Source organism: Streptococcus sp. 3705 (assembly GCF_013277145.1).
Taxonomy (GTDB): domain Bacteria; phylum Bacillota; class Bacilli; order Lactobacillales; family Streptococcaceae; genus Streptococcus.
Genome location: NZ_VMMJ01000019.1, coordinates 1 through 22122 on the forward strand (window position 1 = coordinate 1; position 22122 = coordinate 22122).

At 39.8% G+C, this 22122-nt stretch carries 21 protein-coding genes and 1 pseudogene; 6 read left to right on the forward strand and 16 right to left on the reverse strand.

The features are described 5' to 3' along the window. Nucleotides 1-97: 97 nt before the first annotated feature. A complete protein-coding gene (locus HT714_RS06275) occupies nucleotides 98-2086 on the reverse strand; it encodes an ABC transporter permease (RefSeq protein WP_173251668.1) in 1989 nt (662 codons plus the stop codon). A gap of 1 nt (nucleotide 2087) precedes the next feature. Continuing rightward, nucleotides 2088-2846 carry an ABC transporter ATP-binding protein gene (locus tag HT714_RS06280; RefSeq protein ID WP_000173358.1) on the reverse strand — a complete coding sequence of 253 codons (759 nt, stop codon included), beginning with the start codon at nucleotides 2844-2846 and terminating at the stop codon, nucleotides 2088-2090. Between the two features lie 427 nt (nucleotides 2847-3273). Here HT714_RS06280 and HT714_RS06285 point away from each other — a divergent pair, with 427 nt between their 5' ends. Continuing rightward, entirely contained in the window at nucleotides 3274-3474 is a 201-nt protein-coding gene (locus HT714_RS06285; RefSeq protein WP_173227185.1) for a hypothetical protein, read from the forward strand. Between the two features lie 142 nt (nucleotides 3475-3616). Here HT714_RS06285 and HT714_RS06290 read toward each other — a convergent pair whose 3' ends face one another. The 3 genes from HT714_RS06290 to HT714_RS06300 are packed head-to-tail and all read right to left on the reverse strand — an operon-like array spanning nucleotide 3617 to nucleotide 6512. Then, nucleotides 3617-3889 carry a PspC domain-containing protein gene (locus HT714_RS06290; protein ID WP_004269704.1) on the reverse strand — a complete coding sequence of 91 codons (273 nt, stop codon included), beginning with the start codon at nucleotides 3887-3889 and terminating at the stop codon, nucleotides 3617-3619. 57 nt (nucleotides 3890-3946) lie between these two features. Then, entirely contained in the window at nucleotides 3947-4396 is a 450-nt protein-coding gene (locus tag HT714_RS06295; RefSeq protein WP_173227183.1) for a SprT family protein, read from the reverse strand. Then, nucleotides 4383-6512, reverse strand: a complete 2130-nt coding sequence (locus HT714_RS06300) for a Tex family protein (protein ID WP_173227181.1) — start codon at nucleotides 6510-6512, stop codon at nucleotides 4383-4385. Before HT714_RS06300 ends, HT714_RS06295 begins: the two co-directional genes overlap by 14 nt. Nucleotides 6513-6791: 279 nt before the next feature. On the opposite strand from HT714_RS06300, the gene HT714_RS09860 reads away from it, so the two are divergent. From HT714_RS09860 to HT714_RS09705, 5 genes and pseudogenes are all read left to right on the forward strand, one after another. Next, the gene (locus HT714_RS09860) at nucleotides 6792-6923 is read left to right on the forward strand and encodes an SPJ_0845 family protein (protein WP_049511209.1); all 132 of its coding nucleotides are present in this window, start codon (nucleotides 6792-6794) and stop codon (nucleotides 6921-6923) included. Beyond that, the gene (locus HT714_RS06305) at nucleotides 6924-7829 is read left to right on the forward strand and encodes a permease (RefSeq protein ID WP_173227179.1); all 906 of its coding nucleotides are present in this window, start codon (nucleotides 6924-6926) and stop codon (nucleotides 7827-7829) included. Next, nucleotides 7826-8641 carry a TIGR03943 family protein gene (locus tag HT714_RS06310; protein WP_050224185.1) on the forward strand — a complete coding sequence of 272 codons (816 nt, stop codon included), beginning with the start codon at nucleotides 7826-7828 and terminating at the stop codon, nucleotides 8639-8641. Before HT714_RS06305 ends, HT714_RS06310 begins: the two co-directional genes overlap by 4 nt. A gap of 248 nt (nucleotides 8642-8889) precedes the next feature. Further along, complete coding sequence (locus HT714_RS06315) at nucleotides 8890-9054, forward strand: hypothetical protein (protein WP_173227177.1); 165 nt, start codon at nucleotides 8890-8892, stop codon at nucleotides 9052-9054. 35 nt (nucleotides 9055-9089) lie between these two features. Further along, nucleotides 9090-9935 (forward strand): annotated as a pseudogene (locus HT714_RS09705) (IS630 family transposase). 312 nt (nucleotides 9936-10247) lie between these two features. Here the strand turns inward: HT714_RS09705 and HT714_RS06325 are convergent. The 11 genes from HT714_RS06325 to HT714_RS06375 all read right to left on the reverse strand — a co-directional run bounded on the left by HT714_RS06325 (nucleotide 10248) and on the right by HT714_RS06375 (nucleotide 22120). Further along, nucleotides 10248-10505 (reverse strand): DUF896 family protein, encoded by a 258-nt coding sequence (locus HT714_RS06325; protein ID WP_050261374.1) that lies wholly within the window; start codon nucleotides 10503-10505, stop codon nucleotides 10248-10250. A 42-nt stretch (nucleotides 10506-10547) separates the two neighbouring features. Beyond that, on the reverse strand, nucleotides 10548-12584 hold the full coding sequence (gene glyS / locus HT714_RS06330; RefSeq protein WP_173227175.1) for a glycine--tRNA ligase subunit beta: 2037 nt from the start codon (nucleotides 12582-12584) through the stop codon (nucleotides 10548-10550). 211 nt (nucleotides 12585-12795) lie between these two features. Beyond that, nucleotides 12796-13713, reverse strand: coding sequence for a glycine--tRNA ligase subunit alpha (gene glyQ / locus HT714_RS06335; RefSeq protein WP_168940239.1), 918 nt, complete (start codon nucleotides 13711-13713; stop codon nucleotides 12796-12798). A 367-nt stretch (nucleotides 13714-14080) separates the two neighbouring features. Continuing rightward, complete coding sequence (locus HT714_RS06340) at nucleotides 14081-14842, reverse strand: elongation factor Tu (RefSeq protein WP_173227173.1); 762 nt, start codon at nucleotides 14840-14842, stop codon at nucleotides 14081-14083. Between the two features lie 272 nt (nucleotides 14843-15114). Next, complete coding sequence (locus tag HT714_RS06345; protein ID WP_173251671.1) at nucleotides 15115-15903, reverse strand: aldo/keto reductase; 789 nt, start codon at nucleotides 15901-15903, stop codon at nucleotides 15115-15117. Beyond that, nucleotides 15881-16066 carry a hypothetical protein gene (locus HT714_RS09710; RefSeq protein WP_240148107.1) on the reverse strand — a complete coding sequence of 62 codons (186 nt, stop codon included), beginning with the start codon at nucleotides 16064-16066 and terminating at the stop codon, nucleotides 15881-15883. The genes HT714_RS06345 and HT714_RS09710 overlap by 23 nt, the downstream gene beginning before the upstream one ends. Before the next feature lie 102 nt (nucleotides 16067-16168). Then, a complete protein-coding gene (gene pgdA, locus HT714_RS06355) occupies nucleotides 16169-17560 on the reverse strand; it encodes a peptidoglycan-N-acetylglucosamine deacetylase PgdA (protein WP_173227169.1) in 1392 nt (463 codons plus the stop codon). Between the two features lie 169 nt (nucleotides 17561-17729). Then, nucleotides 17730-19280, reverse strand: a complete 1551-nt coding sequence (locus HT714_RS06360; protein WP_173227167.1) for a ClC family H(+)/Cl(-) exchange transporter — start codon at nucleotides 19278-19280, stop codon at nucleotides 17730-17732. 15 nt (nucleotides 19281-19295) lie between these two features. Next, complete coding sequence (locus HT714_RS06365; protein ID WP_173227165.1) at nucleotides 19296-20075, reverse strand: ribonuclease HII; 780 nt, start codon at nucleotides 20073-20075, stop codon at nucleotides 19296-19298. Further along, nucleotides 20062-20913 carry a ribosome biogenesis GTPase YlqF gene (gene ylqF / locus HT714_RS06370; protein ID WP_173227163.1) on the reverse strand — a complete coding sequence of 284 codons (852 nt, stop codon included), beginning with the start codon at nucleotides 20911-20913 and terminating at the stop codon, nucleotides 20062-20064. Before ylqF ends, HT714_RS06365 begins: the two co-directional genes overlap by 14 nt. A 478-nt stretch (nucleotides 20914-21391) precedes the next feature. Further along, entirely contained in the window at nucleotides 21392-22120 is a 729-nt protein-coding gene (locus tag HT714_RS06375) for an alpha/beta hydrolase (RefSeq protein ID WP_173227161.1), read from the reverse strand. Nucleotides 22121-22122 lie beyond the last annotated feature (2 nt).

Genomic DNA, 22122 nt, shown 5'->3' on the forward strand with positions numbered 1-22122 from the left:
TTTGAGCAACCTGCGGCTAGCTTCCTAGTTTGCTTTTTGATTTTCATTGAGTATAAAATACAAGAAATACCTCGATTTTGAAGTCGAGGTATCTTTTTTACATTTGCACAATCTTGCGATAGCTTCTTGAAGTAATCATGAAAATCAAGACATAGGCGATGAGGAAGATAGCGCAGATAGACAAGGTCACAATCAACATCATAGTCGTATCTATTACACCAATCACTTTTAAAATCAGACTAAGCATATGGTAGGCAAAGGCTAGATGTATGAAGGCAAAGAGCAAAGGAAGGAAGAAAACAGTTAAAACCTGTTTGTTGATGGTTTGCTTGATTTGCTTTTGATCTAAACCAACTTTCTGCAAGATAATAAAGCGTTCACGGTCTTCGTAGCCTTCAGAAATTTGTTTGTAGTAGATGACCAGAACAGTTCCGACCATAAAGATAATGGATAGGAAAATACCGATAAAGAAGACACCACCAAAGAGGGCACTCATCTGAGTACTAGCATCTGATAAATTACTACCATAAACATAGCTACCTTCCGTGTTTAATTGAGCATTAAATTGATCGAGGTATTTATCATACTCGTCAGCGACCTTGAGTTGTTCTTCTTCACTGGCATTTACATTCATACCACCGTAAAACTGATTATAGATAGCCGAATCTGGGAATTGATCCAAAAAGGCTTGTAAATCAGGTACAACAAGATAATTGTAATCAGCAGTCAAAATATTAAACTGATTTGGAACGTGGTTCACAATGAAATCTTTATTAAATTCTTCTTTGACAGAAAATTGATGATCATTCAGAATTAGAGTTTTCTGTTCTTTAACTCCCTCATTCTTGGCAAAGAGTCCGACCTCATTTCCTGATAGAGACAGTTTTTGACCAGTCATATTTTCATAATCTTTTTGGTCAAATACCATGAAAACTGTTGTGGGTTGGACACGATTTTGTCCTTTTTCAAAAAGGGTTAACTTATTTCCTTCTTGGTTCGCAACACCGAAGTAAGTGTAACGAAACACTTCTTTTTCTTTAATCTTATAACCTTTGTCACTTGCAAACTGGCTCAAGAGTTTGTTCAAGTCTTCTTTTTCAACATTTTGCCCTGAAACTCCAAAATCATGAGGATTTAGAACTTTTTTAAAGCTTTCTGCGGAATTGAAAATGCTTGTCGCTGCTGACATGGTTACCAAAACCATTGTTGATAAAATAGCGATAGTTGCTAGTCCAACCGCATTTTTCTTCATACGGAAAATCAAGTTGGAAACAGAGATAAGATTATTTGGTTGGTAATAGTATTTCTTGTTTTTCTTTAAGATTTGAAGGAAAACGGTAATTCCTGCATTAAACAAGAGATAGGTACCAAAGATAACCAGCAAAACAGCTAAGAAGAAGGTGGTTAAGGCTGTAAGGGGATCTTTTACTGTAAGGGCAAGATAATAGCCAATCCCTAAACTAATCGAACCAAGAATAGTTTGGAGAGGAAGGAAACGACCTTTTTTCTCTCCACTTGCTTTCTCACGAGAGAGCTGGAGGGCATTCATACGGGCGATTCGAAGGGCATTCAGGAACATGAGGCCTAGGAAAATCAATCCAAAGACAACAAGTACTGCAATGACAACATTCATTTGGAAGGTAGCGACCAGCTCAACCTTCAATTTCATCAGTTTGAGCAGGAAAGCGAAAATTAACTTGTCAAACAAGGCTCCAATACCGATACCCGCTCCAACAGTTAGAATCCCAAATAGCACTAACTCCTTAAAGGTCATACTGATAAGATGACGCTTCTCCAAGCCCAACATGCCATAAATTCCCAGTTCCTTGGAACGGTTCTTCATGACAAAACTATTGGCATAGAGGACGATAATGGCTGACGCAAGGGTGACGACAAACATACCAAATCCAAGTGTAGCCTGAATGGTTGTTCCTCCACGGATTTCAGCAATCTTGGGATTGAAAGTTAGAGAGTAAAAGAGATAGGTGACAGTGACTGCCAAGAGAACAGCCAGCGCAAAAGGATAATAGAGTTTGCGGTTTTTAATCAAGTTCGATACCGCTAACTTATTGGTTAATCGAAACATACTAATTCACCTCGCTTGCCATGACAGTCAAGGTATCAGAGATTTCTTGGAACATCTGACGTTCTGTCTTCTCTCCACGGTAGATTTGGTTGTAAAGAATGCCGTCTTTGATAAAGAGTACACGTTTAGCTCTGCTAGCTGCTGCTGTGGAGTGGGTTACCATGAGAATAGTTTGGCCGCGCTCATTGATTTCATCAAAAACATCAAGTAAGGCTGCAGATGACTTGGAATCAAGGGCTCCTGTTGGCTCGTCCGCAAGGAGAATTTCAGGTTCAGTGATGATGGCGCGTGCTACTGCTACACGCTGTTTTTGCCCACCTGAAATCTCGTAAGGGTACTTCTCTTGCAATTGGTTGATACCTAGATTCTCAGCTGTCACCACCAATTTCTTCATCATCTCCGTAATGGGTCTTCTTGACAAGACAAGGGGAAGCAAGATATTATCTTTTACAGAGAGAGTATCTAACAAATTAAAGTCTTGGAAGACAAATCCCAGCTTTTCACGACGGAAGCTAGAAGCCTGTGAATTTTTAATGGTTGCGGTGTCTGTTCCATTCAGGTAAACTTGTCCACGACTTGGTTTATCCAGCATAGCTAGGATATTGAGAAGAGTGGATTTACCAGAACCGGACTCACCCATGATGGCAACGTAGTCACCCTTTTCGACGGTAAAGTGAATATCCTTGAGGGCCTCTACTTGGTTGCCCTGAAAACGAGTTTTGTAAATTTTTTGAACGTGTTTTACATCTAAAAGTGTCATGAGAATCTCCTTTCTTAATATCCCATCAAATGAAATGTCGCTTGCATCATAGCGCATCCTAGCTGAACGCGCTCGATATCTTTGTGGCTTGGTTTTCTTGTTTTCTTATGTAAGATTTGTTTCATGATGTTACTCCTTTGTTCTTTATGAGTATAGTTTACATCAAAAAAAGACCGCTTGCCATAACATAACCTTACAAAAGAGACTTTAATCTTACATTTTTGTAAGATTGGGGGAAATGTAGGCAAAATTACTTAGAAAATGATTTGATTTCCTATTTTTAAAATTGTAAAATATAAGTGTGAAAAGGCTTACTTTGGAAAGGAGGAAGCGGGAACTAACATTTGAGTAAGCTTACCTAGATAACATACCATTAAATTTAACACTTGCAAGTTGTTCAACCTATAAGGAAAGAAGGGGCGCTTTAATGAAACATAAAGAACATATACTCATCGGACTTCTCTATCTCCTCTCTCTCCTCTCTCCATTCATCGGTCAGTTCTTAGTTGAAAAAACATACTTTATCGGTACAGAATTTACAGCTACTGCTTATGCTATTTGCTGGCTATCAGTTGTTATCAGCATCCACCATTTTTCAAAAAATGTATTGTCTCAGCAACAAAAATAGATTAGAAACATGAGTTCAAAAACATGCTTTTAGTTTGTAGATGAAGCTGGCGAAATATTATTAAAAGTAAAAAAGCTTTAAATCAAGCAGTTTAGACTATTGATTTAAAGCTTTTTGCTTATTCCAAATCTTCTGTAAAACCTCACCAAAACCATCCATCATTTTCTTCAATGGCTTGAGCTTCTTTGCGTTTGCGTGGGCCTGTTCCATACATTTCTGCTTCAATTTCTTCCTTAGTAGGCATGACAGAAGCTAGGATGATATAGATAATCACGCCAAGTCCAAAGTTTGCAACTGTAAAAATGGCAAACAGAAAACGTACAAGGGTTACATCAAAGTTCCACTTGTCTGACAGACCTGCCAAAACTCCTGAAATCATGCGATTTCGTCTCATTTTATAAAATTTACTGTTCATGATTTTCCTCTTTCTGCTAGGTTAGACATAGTATATCATGGGTAGGCTCGGCTTTCATCAGTCCTCAGGCTGATTTATTAGTAGCAATTTACCTCGACAAAGTCCACAGCGATAGCGTTTGGTATCAATCTTTCGCTTGCGCTGATAACTTTGCTGGCAGGATTGACAACGATAGAGCTTAATTGGTTTGGAGTTGCTATTTGGCAAGGTTGGTACAAAGCGTAATCCATCCACTGCTTTCAACAGTTCCTTAAAATCCCGATTCTTGTGTTGATAGCCCTTCCCTTGAAAATAGAGGTGATAATGACAGAGTTCATGTCGGACAATTTTCCTAAAAACGTCTAAACCCAGTTCCTGATAAACCTTGGGATTAAAATCCAAATGCCCATCTTTTGGGAAAAATCGCCCACCTGTCGAACGTAGACGAGAATTCCACTGAGCTTGATGGATAAAAGGTCTGCCGAAGTCTTCTAGTGAAACCTGCTTGACGTAATCAGTCAGTTTCATTTGGAGCTAGAAGCGACAGATTGACTTTTTCACGTTCAGTATCGATTTTCTTAACCCAAACCGTTACCAAATCACCAACGGATACCACTTGGCTAGGGTGTTTTATAAACTTGCGACTCATGTGGGAAATATGGATCAAACCGTCCTCATGAATCCCAATGTCAACAAAGGCACCAAAGTCAACTACATTACGCACCACTCCTTCTAGCTTCTGACCAACCACTAAGTCTTTGATATCTAGGACATCTTGGCGGAGAACTGGAGCATCAAAGGAATCACGGAAATCTCGACCTGGTTTGAGAAGGTCAGCAATGATATCTTTAAGGGTTTCTGGACCAAGGTCTAGCTCTTGCGCCATTTCCTTGACTGAAAGCGACTTGAGTTTACTTTGGGCTTCTTCATTCAGGTCCGTGATATCCAATCGTTTGAAGAGCTCCTTAACAGCAGCGTAATTTTCTGGGTGTACTCCTGTATTATCAAGGATATTGCTACTTTCTGGTATTCGAAGGAAACCAGCTGCCTGTTCAAAAGCCTTGGCCCCCAGACGAGGGACTTTCTTGATTTGGGCGCGCGAAGTAATTTTTCCTTCTTCCTCACGGTATTTGACGATATTTTCAGAAATGGTTTTATTGAGTCCAGCTACGTGTGAAAGAAGAGCAGGACTGGCTGTATTGATGTTGACACCGACTTGGTTAACAACCGTATCCACGACAAAATCCAGACTTTCAGACAACTTCTTCTGGCTGACATCGTGCTGGTACTGACCGACACCGATTGACTTGGGATCAATTTTGACCAATTCAGCAAGGGGATCTTGCAAACGACGGGCGATAGAAATAGCAGAGCGTTTTTCAACAGTCAAGTCTGGAAATTCCTGACGAGCAAGTTCGCTGGCAGAATAGACAGAAGCACCACTTTCGTTAACAATGACATAGCTGACTTCAGAAAAATCTTTAAGAACTTCCGCCACAAAGGCTTCACTTTCACGACTAGCAGTACCATTTCCGATAGCAATAATTTCTACGCCGTATTGACCAATCAAATCTGCCAAATCTTTCTTGGCTTCTTCGATTTGATGAGTTGATGCTGGTTTGACAGGATAAATGACCTGAGTTGTCAGCATTTTTCCTGTTGCATCCACGACAGCTAGCTTGGCACCTGTACGAAAGGCAGGGTCAAATCCTAGAACCACGCGCCCTTTCAACGGAGCAACCAAGAGGAGATTGCGCAGATTGTCAGAAAAGAGTTGGATAGCTCCTTCTTCTGCCTTTTCAGTTAGTTCTGTCCGAATACGGCGCTCGATAGCAGGCAAGACTTTTTTCTTAACTGACTGATGAACAACTTCATCAATATAGGTATTCTTCACCTTGAAACGAGCAGCAAAGAAGGCAAGGATACGGTCCGTCGCATGTTCAAAACCGACCTTCAAGATACCTAGCTTTTCCCCACGATTGAGGGCTAAGGTACGATAACCTTGCATATTTCCAACCGTCTCTGAAAAATCATAATAAATCTGAAAAACCTGCTTTTCATCAAGACTTTCATCCTTGACTTGGGAAGTGAGTTTAGAGTGTCTCAACACCTCCTGATAAGTCATGGAGCGCAAAGTCACATCTTCCGATAAGGCTTCGACCAAGATATCAACTGCACCAGCCAAGGCTTCCTTACCAGTCGCAAATCCTTCACAGACAAACTTTTCAGCCTCTTTTTCTAAATCAGCTACATTCTGCAAAATAAAGCGAGCAAGAGGGAAGAGTCCGGCTTCACGGGCAATGGTTGCCTTGGTTCGACGTTTTTCCTTGTATGGAAGATAGAGTTCTTCTACATCAGCTAGTTTTTCGGCAGCTAAGATAGCTTCTTCCAACTCCTTGGTCAGCTTGCCTTGCTCTTGAATCTTAGCCAAGACAGCTTCCTTACGGTCGTTGAGATTTGTCAGACTTTTATCCAAGTCGATAATGGCCTTAATTGCCACCTCATCCAGACTACCAGTCATGTCCTTGCGATAACGTGCGATAAAGGGAATAGTCGCCCCTTCAGCTATCAAACTTAGAACAGTATCAATTTGCTTTAACGTCACTCCCAAATCTTGGGAAATTTTTTCATATTTTTTATCCATGAATCTATTATACCACAAGCTGGAAGGCTTGCTCCAATCCTTTTCATACTCAATGAAAATCAAAAAGCAAACTAGGAAGCTAGCCGCAGGCTGCTCAAAATACTGTTTTGAGGTTGTAGATAAGACTGACGAAGCCAGTCACATATATACGGCAAGGCGAAGCTGACGTGGTTTGAAAAGATTTTCGAAGAGTATCAACTATCGAAAACAAATTAAAAAACTCCCTTTTCCTCAAAATAATAGTATAATAGAGGTAGAATTTAGAATCGAGGTACACCTATGGCTGTAAAATTTACAAAACGAGACGACTTGGACAAGATGTTTGAAGAGTTTGCTAAACTCCCAGATTTGAAGCAAGTTACTTTCCCTGATGACAAAGAGAAAAAAGCCAAAACAGAAAAGAAAAACTAGATGACTACTTTCCAACAACTCCCATCTAGTGTACTTCAAACTGGAGCTATTTTTCTCTCTATAATTATTGAAGCACTCCCTTTCGTTCTGATAGGAAGTATTGTCTCTGGGCTGATTGAGGTTTATATCACACCTGACAAGGTTTATCATTTTCTCCCTCGAAATCGTTGGGGGAGAATCTTTTTTGGCACCTTCGTTGGTATACTTTTCCCTTCTTGCGAATGTGGAATCGTCCCCATCATCAATCGTTTTCTGGAAAAGAAGGTTCCTAGTTACACGGCCGTTCCTTTTCTTGTAACAGCACCTGTTATCAATCCCATTGTTCTCTTTGCGACCTATTCTGCCTTTGGCAACTCCTTCCATATCGCCCTGTTACGAGCTCTGGGTTCCATCGTTGTGGCTGTAATACTAGGGATTTTTCTAGGATTTTTCTGGCAAGAACCGATTCAAAAAGAAAATCGTCTGGCTTGTCATGAGCATGATTTTACTCACTTAAGCCCTGCAAAAAAGGTTTTTCAGGTCTTTGTGCAAGCCATTGATGAATTTTTTGATACGGGACGTTATTTGGTATTTGGCTGTCTCTTTGCCTCTGTTATACAGGTCTATGTTCCGACACGGATTCTGACCTCTATCAGTGCGACTCCTCTTTTTGCCATCCTGCTCTTGATGCTTTTGGCCTTTCTTCTTTCGCTCTGTAGTGAGGCGGATGCCTTTATCGGTGCTTCTCTTCTCTCGAGTTTCGGATTGGCACCAGTTATGGCCTTTCTGGTGATTGGCCCAATGCTGGATATCAAAAATATTCTCATGATGAAAAATTACTTGAAAGCACGATTTATCAGTCACTTCATAACGATTGTAACTCTTGTCGTCTTAGTCTATTCTCTCTTGATTGGAGTCATCCTATGATTCGATTTTTAGTTTTAGCTGGCTATTTTGAACTGACTATTTACCTCCATTTGTCGGGCAAATTAAACCAGTACATCAACATGCACTATTCCTATCTGGCCTATATCTCCATGGTACTTTCCTTTATTTTGGCAATTGTTCAACTGTATATCTGGATGAAGCAAGTCAAAACCCACAGTCATCTGAACAGCCGATTGGCCAAGATGACGAGTATTTCTCTTCTGGCTATTCCACTTGTCATCGGCTTAACTTTCCCAACTGTTAGCTTGGATTCTCAGACTGTTTCTGCTAAAGGTTATCATTTCCCCCTATCGGAAGGAACGGATCTGGCCATTCAGACAAGCGAAGGGACAACAAGTCAATATTTGAAACCAGATACCAGTTCTTATTTTTCAAAATCAGCCTATGAAAAGGAAATGCGAACGGCGGCGGATAAATACTTATCCCAAGATAGTATTCAGATCACTAATGAAAACTATATGGAGGTCATGGAGGCTATCTACGACTATCCAGATGAGTTTGAGGGCAAGACAATCCAGTTTACAGGCTTTGTCTACAATGACCCCAGTCATGCCAATAGCCAATTTCTGTTCCGCTTCGGCATTATCCACTGTATCGCGGATTCAGGTGTCTATGGCTTACTGACCAAGGGAAATACCCGTCAATATGAAAATAATACTTGGATAACAGCCAAGGGAAAACTGGTCAATCACTACCATAAAGAACTCAAACAAAACCTTCCAACCTTGGAAATCGAAAGCTTTACCAAAGTCGATAAACCAGAAAATCCCTATGTTTATCGAGCTTTTTAAAAAGCAAACCAAGTTCATAAAAAACTCTAAGCAGGAAGAGCCTGCTAACTCGTGACAGAAAAAGAAGTTTAGCCTATAATGAAGACGAACAATACCAATCCGTGGTGTTTAATAGGGCTTTTCCTAGCCTGTTTAAAAAACTGGATGAACAAGAGTCATGAGAAAACTCGAATATGCTTGGAGCATGAAAACATATTACTAGTAGCCTCTTGTTCTATTGTTCAAATAGTTAACAGGAGGTTTTTATAATGGAAGCTATGATCGAAACGTGTTGTGGTATTGATGTCCATCCAAAATCCATTGTTTGTTGTATTCTAGATGGTTCACTAGATAGCAATAAACCAAAGAAAATTCAGAAGAAATTTGGAACAACTACTGTAGCTCTTCACAATGCTTTAGATTGGATGGTATAGATGCTTAGTTTTAAACAAGCATCTATAATAAAGCTATGGCATATAGTACAGATTTTAAACAAGGAGTATTAGATTACATCAAAGAGGACACAGCCATATCGAGGCGGTCAAAGTTTTTGATGTTGGCGTCAGAACTTTCTTCACGTGGGAAAAGAAAGACGTGAACAAGGACACTTAGAGCGGAAAAAGTGAGTCGTCAAAAAGCGGGAAATCCCTTTAGAGGAGTTGAAAGTCTTTGTAAAGGCTCATCCAGACGCTTTTTAACGGGAAATTGCGGCACATTTTGATTGTGCTGTTCCTTCAGTATGGACAGCTTTAAAGCAATTCATATCACTTTAAAAAAAAAGACAACTAGCTCTAAGGAACAAGATCCAGAGAAAGTCGCTGAGTTTCTTGATATTTTGGATAACCTAAAAGATTTACCAGTCGTATATATTGACGAAACGGGAAACGACCGCTAGCTCTATCGTCCTTATGCACGGGCTCCTAGAAGGGAGAAAGTCTATAACAAGATTAGCGGACGGCGTTTTGAGCTGACTTCAATTGTTGCAGGACAAGTAGACGGAGAGTTTATAGCTCCTATGATTTACAAGGAAAGTATGACGAGGGATTTCTTTGTGGAGTGGTTCAAAACGCAGCTCTTGCCTGCTTTGAAGACACCTCACGTCATTGTCATGGACAATGCTAGTTTTCATCCCAAGCATATCTTGGATGAACTTTACATTAAAGATAAACACTTTTTCTTACCTCTACCAGCTTATTCACCAGATTTGAATCCTATTGAGCAAGCTTGGGCTATCTTGAAAAAGAAAGTGACGGATTTATTAAGGAAAGTCCCAAATATTTTTGAATATTTGAAGTGCTTTTTTAAAACTAAATGACTATAATACGAGGGATTTGATGATTTTTCTTGACGATAGAAGACTCAACGACCATCATTTTAGAGCATATATTTATAGTGGATTGAACATAGAATAGTATACCCATAATTCTAAAACCTGTATAGAAATTAATTTGAATTCACTAATCTTTTTGTTCACATCTTATTTCAATTCACTATATAACTCAATTTCATAATAAAAACACCTCAAAAGTTAGATTTTCTAGCTCTAACTTTTGAGGTGCAGCCCATTTATGTATGATAGTCTTTTGGTTATTATTTCATCTATCTTTGTTAAAAGAAAGAATACTTATTATGAATTTGGGTCATCAAGACTACGGCCATGTAAGCCTTTTTCACGTTGGGCTTGGCGTAGTTTTTCTGGTGTAACATCGTTCCCTTCTTCGTCCACAATTTTGATCCCTTCAATATGGTGACGAACCGTGCGACGATAACCTTCGATGTACTCCTCACGTAGTTTGGCTTGTTCCACTTTTTCTTCTGGGGTCAAGCCTTCTGTTTTTTTCTTTTTGGCAAGCTCGTTGATACGATCAATTTTTTTAGGATCCATGTTTCTCTCCTTTATGATAAGATTTAATCCGTTTAACAGATTTTATTTGGTATTGATTTGGTTAAAACGTGCAAGTTTAGCTGCTTTCTTGGTTAATTGCGACAAGATTGCCAAACGATTTTGACGGACTGCTTCATTTTCAGCCATAACCATGGTATTCTCAAAGAAGGCATCAATGACTGTACTAAGCGCAAAGAGCTGTTTCAATTGCTGACTGGCAGTCCCTGACAAAACGAGTGATTCTACTGCTTCTGCCAAGGCTTTCTCTTCTTCATTCTCAAAGAGAGCTGAATCAACTGTAGCAATTCCTTTTGCCTTCTCAGCCAAGTTAAAGGCACGAGAAAGTGATTCAACAGATGGTTTGAAATCTTCTTCCTTACTTGCTTCTACAAGAGCACTTGCTGCTTCCAACATATCTGCCACAACAAAGTTCGAACTTGCAAGTACTGCTTCCTTGGTATCTTTTGGAGTAGAACCCATCATCTTATCAACACGAGCCTTGATAAAGTCCATAACCTCTGTCTTATTTTCATAAGTCAAGCTGTCAAATTTCAAAGCATAAAGGCTATCAATCAGCTCGTCCATAGCAATGTGCCAACCAAAAGCATCCAAGATACGAACTACACCTTGAGTTGCACGACGAAGAGCATAAGGGTCATTAGACCCTGATGGAATCAAACCTACTGAGAAGAAGCTCAAAATCGTATCCAATTTGTCTGCAATGGCAAGCACTGCGCCGACCTTGCTCTCTGGAAGTTCTCCTTCAGCTGAAGTAGGCATGTAGTGTTCACGAATAGCAGCTGCCACCGCTGGAGTTTCACCAGCAAGAAGGGCATATTTCTCACCCATAATTCCTTGGAGTTCGTCAAACTCACCAACCATACCTGTTAACAAGTCAAACTTGTAAATGGCTGCTGCACGGGCTAGGTCAATCGTTTCATCCGCTGACAAGCCTGCTTTTTCTGCCAAGAGAATAGCAATCTGACCAGTACGAATCATGTGTTCACGAAGGGAACCAATTTTCTCATGGAAAGTCACATTGTTTAATTTTTCAACAAGATCTGAAATCACCAATTTTTGGTCTTCACGCCAGAAGAATTCACCGTCTTCTAAGCGAGCGACCAAGACTTTTTCATTACCTTTGATGACATTTTCCAAATGCTCTGCGTTTCCATTACGAACAGAAATGAAGTTTGGCAAGAGTTTACCGTCTTGATCACGGACAACAAAGTACCGTTGGTGTTCTTTCATCGAAGTCACCAAAACTTCTTCTGGAACTTCAAGGTATTTGGCATCAAAGCTTCCCATAAAGGCAGTTGGGTATTCAACCAAGTTCAAGACTTCATTAAGCAAATCCGCATCAATTTCGATATGTACACCATGCTCAGCTTCGATTGCTTTGATTTGATCAACAATCATTTGCTCACGTTCACGTGGATCTGCAATTACATACTGTGCACGAAGGTCTTCTTCATAGCTCAATGCTGACTGAATCTTAGTTTCTTGTCCCAAGAAACGATGGCCACGGCTCACACGCCCTCCCTTAATATCAAGGAAATCCAAATCAAACTCTTCTTCATCTAAAAGAACAGTTAAAGTGTGAACAGGGCGGATGTATTCAAAGGTGTTGTTAGCCCAGTGCATGCTGACAGGGAAAGTCAATGACTTCAAGACATCTACAACACCAGGAACAATTGCTTCAACTGCTTGACCAACTTCTTCCTTAGTGACATAGACATATTCTTCCCCCTTAATTTCACGGAATTCGATATCTTCAACAGTCAATCCTTTTCCACGAACAAATCCTTGAGCTGCTTTGGTGAAGTTTCCATCGCTATCCAAGGCAATTTTCTTTGCTGGCCCCTTAAAATCTTCCGTCAAATCAGACTGTTTGTATGCAAGACCAGTTACACGAACAGCCAAACGACGTGGTGTTGAGAAGGTCTGAATAGCTTCAAAAGACAAGCGGTTTTCCTTGAGGAAGGCTGCCATTTTTTCGCCTAGTTGTTTTTCACTTGGTGTGACAACATAGGCTGGTAATTCTTCAAGACCGAGTTCTACTAATAAGTTTTTTGTCATGTTTTTTCTCCGAAAAGTATCTTTTTATTTTCCAGTTTGCCTTATGTGATTGGCACGCAAGCAACCAACTTCGTTGTTTCATTGCTAAAACTGGAGCCAAAAGTCTCCAATTTTGCCTAGTATCCTTAGCTTCACTAAGGATACCTTCATCACTGCGGCAACTGGTTCAGGGCTCACTCTGTTCGCCCATTTTCGTAATTTGTCACTCTCTCTATTCTGCTTCTTCTGCTAAGAGTTTAGCTCGTGTTGCTTCATCTAAAAGTGGGTAGCCTAGGCGTTTGCGTTCTGCGACAAAGGTTTTAGCTACGACACGGGCCAAGTTACGGATACGAGCGATATAGCCTGCGCGCTCTGTTACAGATACGGCACCACGCGCATCAAGCAGGTTAAAGGTGTGTGAACATTTGAGAACATAGTCATAGGCAGGGTGCACCAATCCTTCTTCCAAGGCGCGACCAGCTTCTTTTTCAAACTTATCAAAGTTTTCCAGCAACATTTCTTGGTCAGAAATTTCAAATGAATATTTTGAGTGCTCATACTCAGGCTGGATAAAGATTTCTCCGTATTTTACACCATCAGCCCACTCGATATCATAGACAGAGTCTACTTCTTGAATATAAGAGGCCAAGCGCTCCAAACCATAGGTAACTTCCGCAGTCACAGGGCCAGTTGCCAATCCACCGACTTGTTGGAAATAAGTAAACTGAGTGATTTCCATTCCGTCAAGCCAAACTTCCCAACCAAGACCAGCTGAACCAGTTGATGGGTTTTCCCAGTTGTCCTCAACAAAACGGATATCGTGCTCCAAAGGATTGATTCCCAATTTTTCCAAAGACTCAAGGTACAGTTCTTGGATGTTTGATGGAGATGGCTTCATGACCACCTGGAATTGGTGGTGTTGGTAAAGACGGTTAGGGTTTTCCCCGTAACGACCGTCAGCAGGACGACGTGATGGCTCTACATAAGCCGCATTCCATGGCTCAGGTCCGATAGCACGAAGGAAAGTGTAAGGACTCATTGTCCCCGCACCTTTTTCATTATCATAAGCCTGCATAAGCATACAACCTTGGTCATTCCAAAATTGTTGCAAAGTCAAAATAATTTCTTGAAATGTTAATTTCTTAGACATTGAATACTCCTTAATAAAAAATGATTTCTTGCGACACGAGTCTGCCTCGTCGATTATACGAGGCAAGACGAGTTAGTACTGCGTCTAGCTCAGGCACTCTAGTGCTGAGCGTGGGGCAGTCCGACTGAAGGAGGTTTCTGCCACTGACGCAGTGGAAAGTCAATTTTTTAGACATTGTTTACTCCTTTTTATATAAATTACTTGCGACACGAGTCTGCCTCGTCGATCATACGAGGCAAGACGAGTTAGTACTGCGTCTAGCTCAGGCACTCTAGTGCTGAGTGTGGGGTATCCCGACTGTAAGGAGGTCTCTGCCACTGAAGCAGTGAAATGTTAATTTCTTAGACATTGTTTACTCCTTTAGTTTTTATATTTCTTTTTCAATTAATTTCTGCTGAACAAACCAATTTAACAAGGGAAGAGTTTTATCTGTATTTGCCCATAAATGATAAGAATCGAAGACCGCTTGTATACTACCTAGATTTTCTACCAACTTATCTATTGTCAAAAAACTACGCCAGTATTCGTAAAAAATACTTGAATAGTTCTTATCATAGGTCGAAGAACCAAAATCATTCAATGAATGCCAACCATACTTCTTCTGAAAAAGTTCTACAAGAGATTGATTACAAATTTTTTCCGCCTGAAATTCCTCTTCTGTCAAGAAATACTTGCGACTAATATATTCAACCATCCCCTCTTCGAACCATATATAAGAGTCGTAACCATCAAAATCATCTAAAAAATGTTCCGACCAATGAGCTAACTCATGTCCTACAATCTGTAAGAGGAAATTTTCAGATAAAGAATGATAGTGACTTTCTATTGCTTGAGTTTGCTCAGAACACTCGTAGTCCATCAACTGATACAAATACAACTCTTTCCAAACAGCTAAATCAGGCGTCATAACCATTCGTCTATTATTTGTATAGGCTGGAACAGCGCTTTCCCTAATAATCTGTGTAGCAGCATTAAAACTTGACCAAATAACGGCTTGCGGTAAATCACAGACTGCAAGTTCATTCTTTAAAAAAGATTGATAATCTTTCAACTTTTCAGTATTTCTTACTACAAAATCACGAAATGCAGCTAGTTGACTATCGTCTTTTACAAGATAAAGGTTTTCCACGTCTCTCCTTTCTTTCACACAATAGACTGAATAAGCAAAAGAACCACATCCGACAATCCTAGGTTGATTTAACCTAGGGGCGTCAGAAACGCGGTTCCACCCTAATTTATTACTTCATTGTTTTTGAAAATACTACAGAAAGCGCCAGCTCTTGATTTTGTTCTACTTGGCTCCCACTATCCCAAGCTCGCTTGAAGAACGCCATAAGACTTTCTTTCCTGCTGACTATTATATCAAAAATTAGAATAATGTACAATTCTTTTTATGATTTTCTAAAAATCCACATCATCAACTCGTGGAGCACCAGATTGAACAGCAATCGTTTTTAAGGTTTCATGTTCCTCATGGCTCAATTCAATTCCAAAGCAATCAAGATTAGCCTGAATACGAGAGGCTGTGACAGATTTTGGAAGTGGTAGAAATCCTTCTGCCAAGCTCCATGCCAAGGCTATCTGAGCAACCGATTTTCCGTGATTTGCTGCGATTTCTTGCACTTGCTTGCTATCAAACAGTTCTCCCTGACCAAAAGGGCCCCAAGCTTCCAATAAAATTCCTTTTTCTCGACAGTAAGCTACGACTTCCTCTTGATAGACACCTGGCGCCAAGCGAACCTGATTGACCGCCGGAAGAATTTTTGCTGTTTCAAGCAAGGCATCCAAATGATGGGGAAGAAAATTACTAACACCGATAGCACGGATTTTCCATTGGTCATTTTCTCTGAGCAGTTTTGGATTTGGCCAATGAATCAAATACAGATCCAAATAATCCAAGCCCAACTTCGCTAAAGACTCTGCAAAAGCCTGACGAGCTTGCTCATAGGTTTGCTGACTATTCCAAAGCTTGGTAGTTACGAACAATTCCTCTCGTGGAACTCCACTATCTTGAATGGCACGACCAACACTTTCTTCATTTTTATAAATAGCTGCCGTATCGATATGCCTATAGCCTGCCTTTAAAGCCTCTAGGACAGCTTGATAGGCAATCTCTCCATTTTCAGCTTTCCAGGTTCCAAATCCCAGAACTGGAATTTCTACTCCATTATTTAATTGATAGGTATTCATATGCTTCTCCTTCTATTTTATACTCTTCGAAAATCTCTTCAAACCACGTCAACGTCGCCTTGCCGTAGATATGGTTACTAACTTCGTCAGTTCTATCTGCAACCTCAAAACACTGTTTTGAGCAACCTGCAGCTAGTTTCCTAGTTTGCTCTTTGATTTTCATTGAGTATTATTCATCAATTATAGCATAAAACATTTTTTAAGTAGTACTATCTTTTGTAAAAAATAAGTCTATCACATATCTGACAGACCTATTTTTTATTGCTTATTCATCACGACTATAATACAGCTCATGAGGTTTTAGGCGAGTATTGAGCATCTCTGGTATGGTCACAAAGGTATAACCCTGATTTTTCAAATATTCAATGACCTTCGGCAAGGCATTGACTGTCGGACTGTGAATATCATGCATCAGAACGATAGAGCCATTAGCTACTTGATGCTGAATTTCCGTCAAAATAGCCGCTTCATTTTTACTCTTCCAGTCCAGACTATCCACATCCCACATGATAAAGCTCAAATCCAAGCTATTGCGAATATCATCTGTAATGGCTCCATAAGGCGGGCGCATGAGTTTTGAACTAGAACCCAGCACTTTAGTTAGCACATCCTCAGTATCAGTAATCTGTTTTTTAGCTTCATCAAGAGAGAGTTGCGAGAGAATCGGATGGCTCCAACTATGGTTTCCAACAACATGACCTTCAGATTTTATCCTCTTCACCAAGTCCTCATTCCCAGAAACATTTTTCCCAAGCACAAAGAAAGTGGCTTTAACACCATATTTAGCTAGAGTCTCTAATGCCTGCGGGGTCGTTGCTGGATTTGGACCATCATCAAAGGTTAGAGCGACAACTTTTTGATGTTTCTTATCAAAGTAAGACTGGTACAAGGCTGCGTCTTTTTCAAGTAAGTACGAAGATTGGATAACATCAAAGAAAGCAGATACTGGCAAGGCTATCTCTTCTAAATTTTCAACCGCAGGACTTGGATAAAGGATAATCTGACTATCCTTGTAATCAAAATTCCATGCAGATAAGTCTTGGTCAGAGAAACCTTTAACAATCTGGTCACTCTGGTCTTGATCTAATTTCTTATCCTGTAAGAAAGAGGTCAACTCTTTTATCAGCTGTTCCTTAGCCTTACTAGCATCTGAAAACAGTTGGTCAAGTGTAAAAGGTTGCCCATCTTCTGTTAAGTGAACCTTTCCTAGACTGGTCTTTTCTGTCTCTTCAACCTTAAAATCAACTAAATCATAGATTTGTTTGGTTACATTACGATTGACGACTCCCTTTAAACCTGACTCTTCTTGCTCTGTATAGTAGAAAACAAGAGTGTCCTTACTTTCTAGCTTGTCCTTAATGTCTTTATTTATCAGCTCCTTAGCAGACGAAATCACTTGTTCCCCTTGGAGAGGATAATAGGCAATCACTTCGGTTTGTCCCTTACGAAAATGCTCCCTCTGATTTCCCTCACTCAATTGATCGTCTTTCTCTTTTTTGAGCGATTCAATCTTTTGATCAAAACTTTTTTGCTGATACATTTTAAAAGCAATAAACCCGCCTAATAGGCAAATAGAAATTGCTAAAATACCAATCAAAGCCAATAATACATGTCTCTTTTTCCCGTGTCTGCCACGTCCCAGTCTACTTTTATTCATATTTATATCATAACAAATTTGAGCAATAATTTCAATGATTTTGGAGCGAAGCGTATATTAAAAAAGATCCTCAGTAAAAAATAACCGATTTCATTGCTGAGAATCGGCTTTCTAATGTATTTAATTAAGAAATATTATTATTACATAATAAAAATTATGTAAACAGAGTTTACAACAACAAATCCTTGACTTTTCCAATTTCACTTTTTGGAATAACTAGATGAATCATATCACCCAGATACATTCTGGTTGAGCCGTTAACTGTTTGGCTCTTTCCATTATGCACTTGGGTAGTGATGAGGACGTTGTGTGGTAAGTTGAGTTCATGAACTTGTTTCCCAGCAATTTTATCAGAAACTGGTATTTCGATAAGTGTCACTTCTCCTTCACTGGATACTTCCTCTGGAAGCATTTTTTCCAGCATGGCTTCATAGACTGGTGCACCCTTGAGCAAATCCATGATGATGTAAGCTACTAAGGTTACTAAACCAAGTGGCATGAGGTTGCGAATATCTCCTACCATCTCAGTTACGAGGATCATAGCGGTTAAGGGAGCTTTTGATATGGCTCCAAAATAGCCACTCATTCCTAGAATGACAAATATAGGGAATTGCTCCTGACTGACAAGTCCAATATTCACACAAATGACACCAACTAGGGCACCAAGTAAGGAACCGAGAGCCAAAATTGGTAGGAAAATTCCTCCTGGAAGACCACTTCCATAACTAATCATGCTCCAGATAAAGCGAATTAAAAAGTAAGCTAATAGAACTTGGAAACTAAAATCTTGCTCAGTTAGGGAAAGTACCAGCTGATTTCCACCACCAAGGATGTGGGGTAAAAAAATTCCGACTGGTATGATGAGAATGAAGGCCAGAATTGGATAATAAGCTCTATCCAAATGGATTTTTTGACCAATCAAGTCATAAACTCTTCCGATGTTTAATACAGCTTTCTCATAGAGAAAACCTGAAAATCCAAGGAAAATTCCCATGACGAGATATATCCAATACTGATCTAGGGTCATGAGAGGAATGTTATCTGGCATATCCAATACTGGTGTCAAACCGAACATGAGCAGAGACACAAAGTTTGCTACGAGACTAGCTGCTAGAGTGGAAACCCAGAAAAAGCGCGAAAAATGATGATAGACTTCTTCTACAACAAAGAGGAGACCTGCTATTGGAGCATTAAAGGCTGCGGCTAATCCTGCTGCAGCACCACTAGCAATCAGGGAACGTTCCTCCACTGGACTGGATTTGAGCCACTTGGAAATTCCTTTACCACCAACTGCTCCCAGTTGGATACTTGGCCCTTCACGCCCCAGCATGAGTCCGCTGGCAATAGCTAGAATTCCTAGAATATATTTTTTCCAGAGAACGCCCCACCAGTTAAGGGTCATGAGGCCTTTCAGTTCGGCTTCGACTTGAGGAATTCCTGAGCCTTTAATATCTTTTTCAGAGCGTGTCAGTTTGGCACTGAGCCAGCAGATGATTAGATAAAACAGGGCGATAATAAATAAATTAACAAATAGGTGCGCTTGATCTTGATAAAGTCCTTGTATCAGGTGGAAGCCTTTTTCAATTAAGAAACGAAAGGATCCGACGATAATTCCAACGACGAGGCCGACAATGATTCCTCGACCAACTTGGGATAGTATAGTGCTAGATGCAAAGGCGAATTCTTTCTTAGAACGGACTATTTCCGACTGTTCCTCCATGGTATTTCCTTTCAATTAACTTTCTTTTTTACCTAAAACCAGTGATTTAACGGGTTCAAAGCTGGTTCGGTGAATTGGGGTAACTCCTAGTTTTGTGAGGCCTTCCAAATGTTTAGCTGTGCCATATCCTGCATTAGTAGCGAAATCATAGCCAGGGAACTGCTGATCATAGTCCTTCATCAATTCATCACGGGTCACCTTGGCTACTATAGAAGCCGCTGCGATAGAGAGGGAGTTGGCATCTCCTTTGATGATGGAGGTTTGTGAAATGGGCAACTCCAGTTTCATGGCATCTATCAAAAGGTGCTCAGGTTGAGGCCTGAGCTGGGAGATAGCTTCCGTCATGGCCAGTTTGGTTGCTTCATAGATATTGACTTGGTCGATGACCTGATTATCCACGATACCAATTCCGATTGACAGGGCTTGGTCTTGAACGGCTTGGAAAATCTCCAGATGTTTCTTTTTAGGAATTTTCTTGCTATCGTTGAGACCTCTAATCTTACAATTTTGAGGTAAAATAACGGCAGCAGCGACTACAGGACCAGCAAGAGGACCACGACCAACCTCATCAATACCAGCAATTAAGGTCAATCCTTGCTTGTAAAGTTCTTTTTCGTAGGAAAGCATGGATTCCAAGCGCAAATTTTCATCTAATTCAGCTTGAATTTTTTTTTTACGCTTGCTGATTTCTTTTTGAACTCCTGAGCGATTATCCTTTTCAAGCTCTAAAAAAATAGGGTTATCTAAGTCCTTGACTGTTGCAAGTAGTCCTTTGATTTCTTTAATCGTCGCCATCGAGATCTTCCAATGTATCTAAGGTATAGTTACCGAGTTTGCCATCACGGACTTCCTTCACGAAGAGACTGTAAAAACGGTCATAGTCATCACGGAAACCGAGGGCACGGGTCATGTCCATAATAATAACCGGCGCTTCTTCTTCAATTTTCATTTGTTTGAAGCGTTCAGCTAGCTTTTCTGGATAATGTTTTTTGAAATAATTAAGACCAAAAATAGTTACCTCATCCATAGGAAGCAACTGGTCTTTGATAGCTCCAGTCAAGGCCAGTTTCAGTGCAACAGTTTCGTCTTCGAATTTAGGCCAGAGAATCCCCGGTGTATCCAAGATTTCCAGGTCTTTATTGGTTTTAAGCCATTGTTGTCCCTTGGTCACACCTGGTTTGTTACCGACAACGGCAATTTTCTTACCAGCTAAACGGTTCATAAGAGTGGATTTACCAGCGTTTGGAATCCCAATAATCATGGTACGCAAGGTTTCAATCTGAATCCCACGTTCTTTCTGGCGAGCAATCTTATCAGCCATAAGCTTCTTGGCCGCATCTGTTACAACTTTTACAGTTACTTGTTCTTTGGAATTGATAGCCAGCGTCTGAATTCCTTGTGATTCAAAATACTGACACCATTCCTTGGTCATTGCTGGATCGGACAAGTCCGCCTTGTTTAAAATCAAAAGTTTTGGTTTGTCACCAACAATCTTGGTCAACATAGGATTTTGACTAGATAGAGGTAAACGAGCATCCACCAAAATCGTCACAAAATCAACAAATTTTAAATTTTCCTGAACCTGTCGACGTGCTTTAGACATGTGACCAGGAAACCATTGAATAGTAGCCATTGAATTTTTTTCCTTTCGTAGCAAGGGTTTAGATACCCTATTTTATTTTACTATCGTTTGAACATAGAGAGTTCTCAAATGAATGATATTCAAATAGTTTTTTGTTTTATGATATAGAAATCTACCTTATATTATATCATGACTTCTTTCTTTTGTCCGATGATAGCCCTTTAAGCGCCCTGAATAGAAAAAGCGACTCTATAATATTTGTAGTGGGTAAATCCCCTATGGATATTATAGAGTCTATTTTGTGTAGAAAAAGTTCCATAGAAAAAATCATATGGAATCATTACTTTTTATCACAAAACCACTCGATATCAAAGAATCAAATATCAAAAAAGAAAGGACGAAATGTGTCCTTTCTAGATCTTATCTTTTCTTCAACCACTACAGTTGACAAAGAGCCCAAATTAATTTGATATTCCTAATCAATTTGTTCATATCTTATTCCAATCAACTATATATTAATTATGATAATTTATTCAATATCCCAGTGAGAATAAGAGAACCACTCATTAATCAGACTAGCAATTTCTCTAGGTGCTTCAGTATAAAGCTCATGGCCAAAGTTCTCTAGAAGAATAGTATCAAAATAGTCTGGCAATTCTTTTAGGGCTTCCTCTCTCCATGTAGCTTCATTAGGATAGCGAGGACTAATAAATAAGGTATCTCCCACTTCTCTCTTAAAAGCTTGTATCTTCCTCCGTAGGCGGAGTATCGCTTCTATATTTTCATAATTTATAGCCAACTCATATCTATTATACTCAGAATTCCAGTGATAGGACTGTCTTACAGCTTCCTCCATATTTTCTGACCAATGCTTTGCTTCAGATTTTTCTTTAGAAATAAGAACATCTAAGTCCGAAACAACTTGAGATTCAATATAGTTTTTTGTTTCCTCTAATTCCACATCTAAAGGTAAAATCTTATCTAAATCTAGATAGCCACCATCCAAAAGAATCAGTTTTGTCACTTCATAAAATTCCGATGCAAGATAACGCGCCAAATCTCCTCCAAGAGAATGACCTATCAGACAGATAGAGTCTCCTTCTACAATCTCATTTTTAAACCATAATTTCAATTCTGTTTCATCTCGAAGATGCTTTTCATATGGACTTAGAAAATAAACCTGCGAATCTAGTTCTTGAAGAAAATCCTTGCTATGATAGATATTGCTTCCCAGACCGCCAATAAAATATTTTTTCATTC

Excerpts from the sequence above, each read along its gene's own strand:
- HT714_RS06275 (WP_173251668.1), bottom strand. The coding sequence starts at position 2,086 with ATGTTTCGATTAACCAATAAGTTAGCGGTATCGAACTTGATTAAAAAC.
- HT714_RS06280 (WP_000173358.1), bottom strand. The coding sequence starts at position 2,846 with ATGACACTTTTAGATGTAAAACACGTTCAAAAAATTTACAAAACTCGT.
- HT714_RS06285 (WP_173227185.1), top strand. The coding sequence starts at position 3,274 with ATGAAACATAAAGAACATATACTCATCGGACTTCTCTATCTCCTCTCT.
- HT714_RS06290 (WP_004269704.1), bottom strand. The coding sequence starts at position 3,889 with ATGAACAGTAAATTTTATAAAATGAGACGAAATCGCATGATTTCAGGA.
- HT714_RS06295 (WP_173227183.1), bottom strand. The coding sequence starts at position 4,396 with ATGAAACTGACTGATTACGTCAAGCAGGTTTCACTAGAAGACTTCGGC.
- HT714_RS06300 (WP_173227181.1), bottom strand. The coding sequence starts at position 6,512 with ATGGATAAAAAATATGAAAAAATTTCCCAAGATTTGGGAGTGACGTTA.
- HT714_RS09860 (WP_049511209.1), top strand. The coding sequence starts at position 6,792 with ATGGCTGTAAAATTTACAAAACGAGACGACTTGGACAAGATGTTTGAA.
- HT714_RS06305 (WP_173227179.1), top strand. The coding sequence starts at position 6,924 with ATGACTACTTTCCAACAACTCCCATCTAGTGTACTTCAAACTGGAGCT.
- HT714_RS06310 (WP_050224185.1), top strand. The coding sequence starts at position 7,826 with ATGATTCGATTTTTAGTTTTAGCTGGCTATTTTGAACTGACTATTTAC.
- HT714_RS06315 (WP_173227177.1), top strand. The coding sequence starts at position 8,890 with ATGGAAGCTATGATCGAAACGTGTTGTGGTATTGATGTCCATCCAAAA.
- HT714_RS06325 (WP_050261374.1), bottom strand. The coding sequence starts at position 10,505 with ATGGATCCTAAAAAAATTGATCGTATCAACGAGCTTGCCAAAAAGAAA.
- glyS (WP_173227175.1), bottom strand. The coding sequence starts at position 12,584 with ATGACAAAAAACTTATTAGTAGAACTCGGTCTTGAAGAATTACCAGCC.
- glyQ (WP_168940239.1), bottom strand. The coding sequence starts at position 13,713 with ATGTCTAAGAAATTAACATTTCAAGAAATTATTTTGACTTTGCAACAA.
- HT714_RS06345 (WP_173251671.1), bottom strand. The coding sequence starts at position 15,903 with ATGAATACCTATCAATTAAATAATGGAGTAGAAATTCCAGTTCTGGGA.
- HT714_RS09710 (WP_240148107.1), bottom strand. The coding sequence starts at position 16,066 with ATGAAAATCAAAGAGCAAACTAGGAAACTAGCTGCAGGTTGCTCAAAA.
- pgdA (WP_173227169.1), bottom strand. The coding sequence starts at position 17,560 with ATGAATAAAAGTAGACTGGGACGTGGCAGACACGGGAAAAAGAGACAT.
- HT714_RS06360 (WP_173227167.1), bottom strand. The coding sequence starts at position 19,280 with ATGGAGGAACAGTCGGAAATAGTCCGTTCTAAGAAAGAATTCGCCTTT.
- HT714_RS06365 (WP_173227165.1), bottom strand. The coding sequence starts at position 20,075 with ATGGCGACGATTAAAGAAATCAAAGGACTACTTGCAACAGTCAAGGAC.
- ylqF (WP_173227163.1), bottom strand. The coding sequence starts at position 20,913 with ATGGCTACTATTCAATGGTTTCCTGGTCACATGTCTAAAGCACGTCGA.
- HT714_RS06375 (WP_173227161.1), bottom strand. The coding sequence starts at position 22,120 with ATGAAAAAATATTTTATTGGCGGTCTGGGAAGCAATATCTATCATAGC.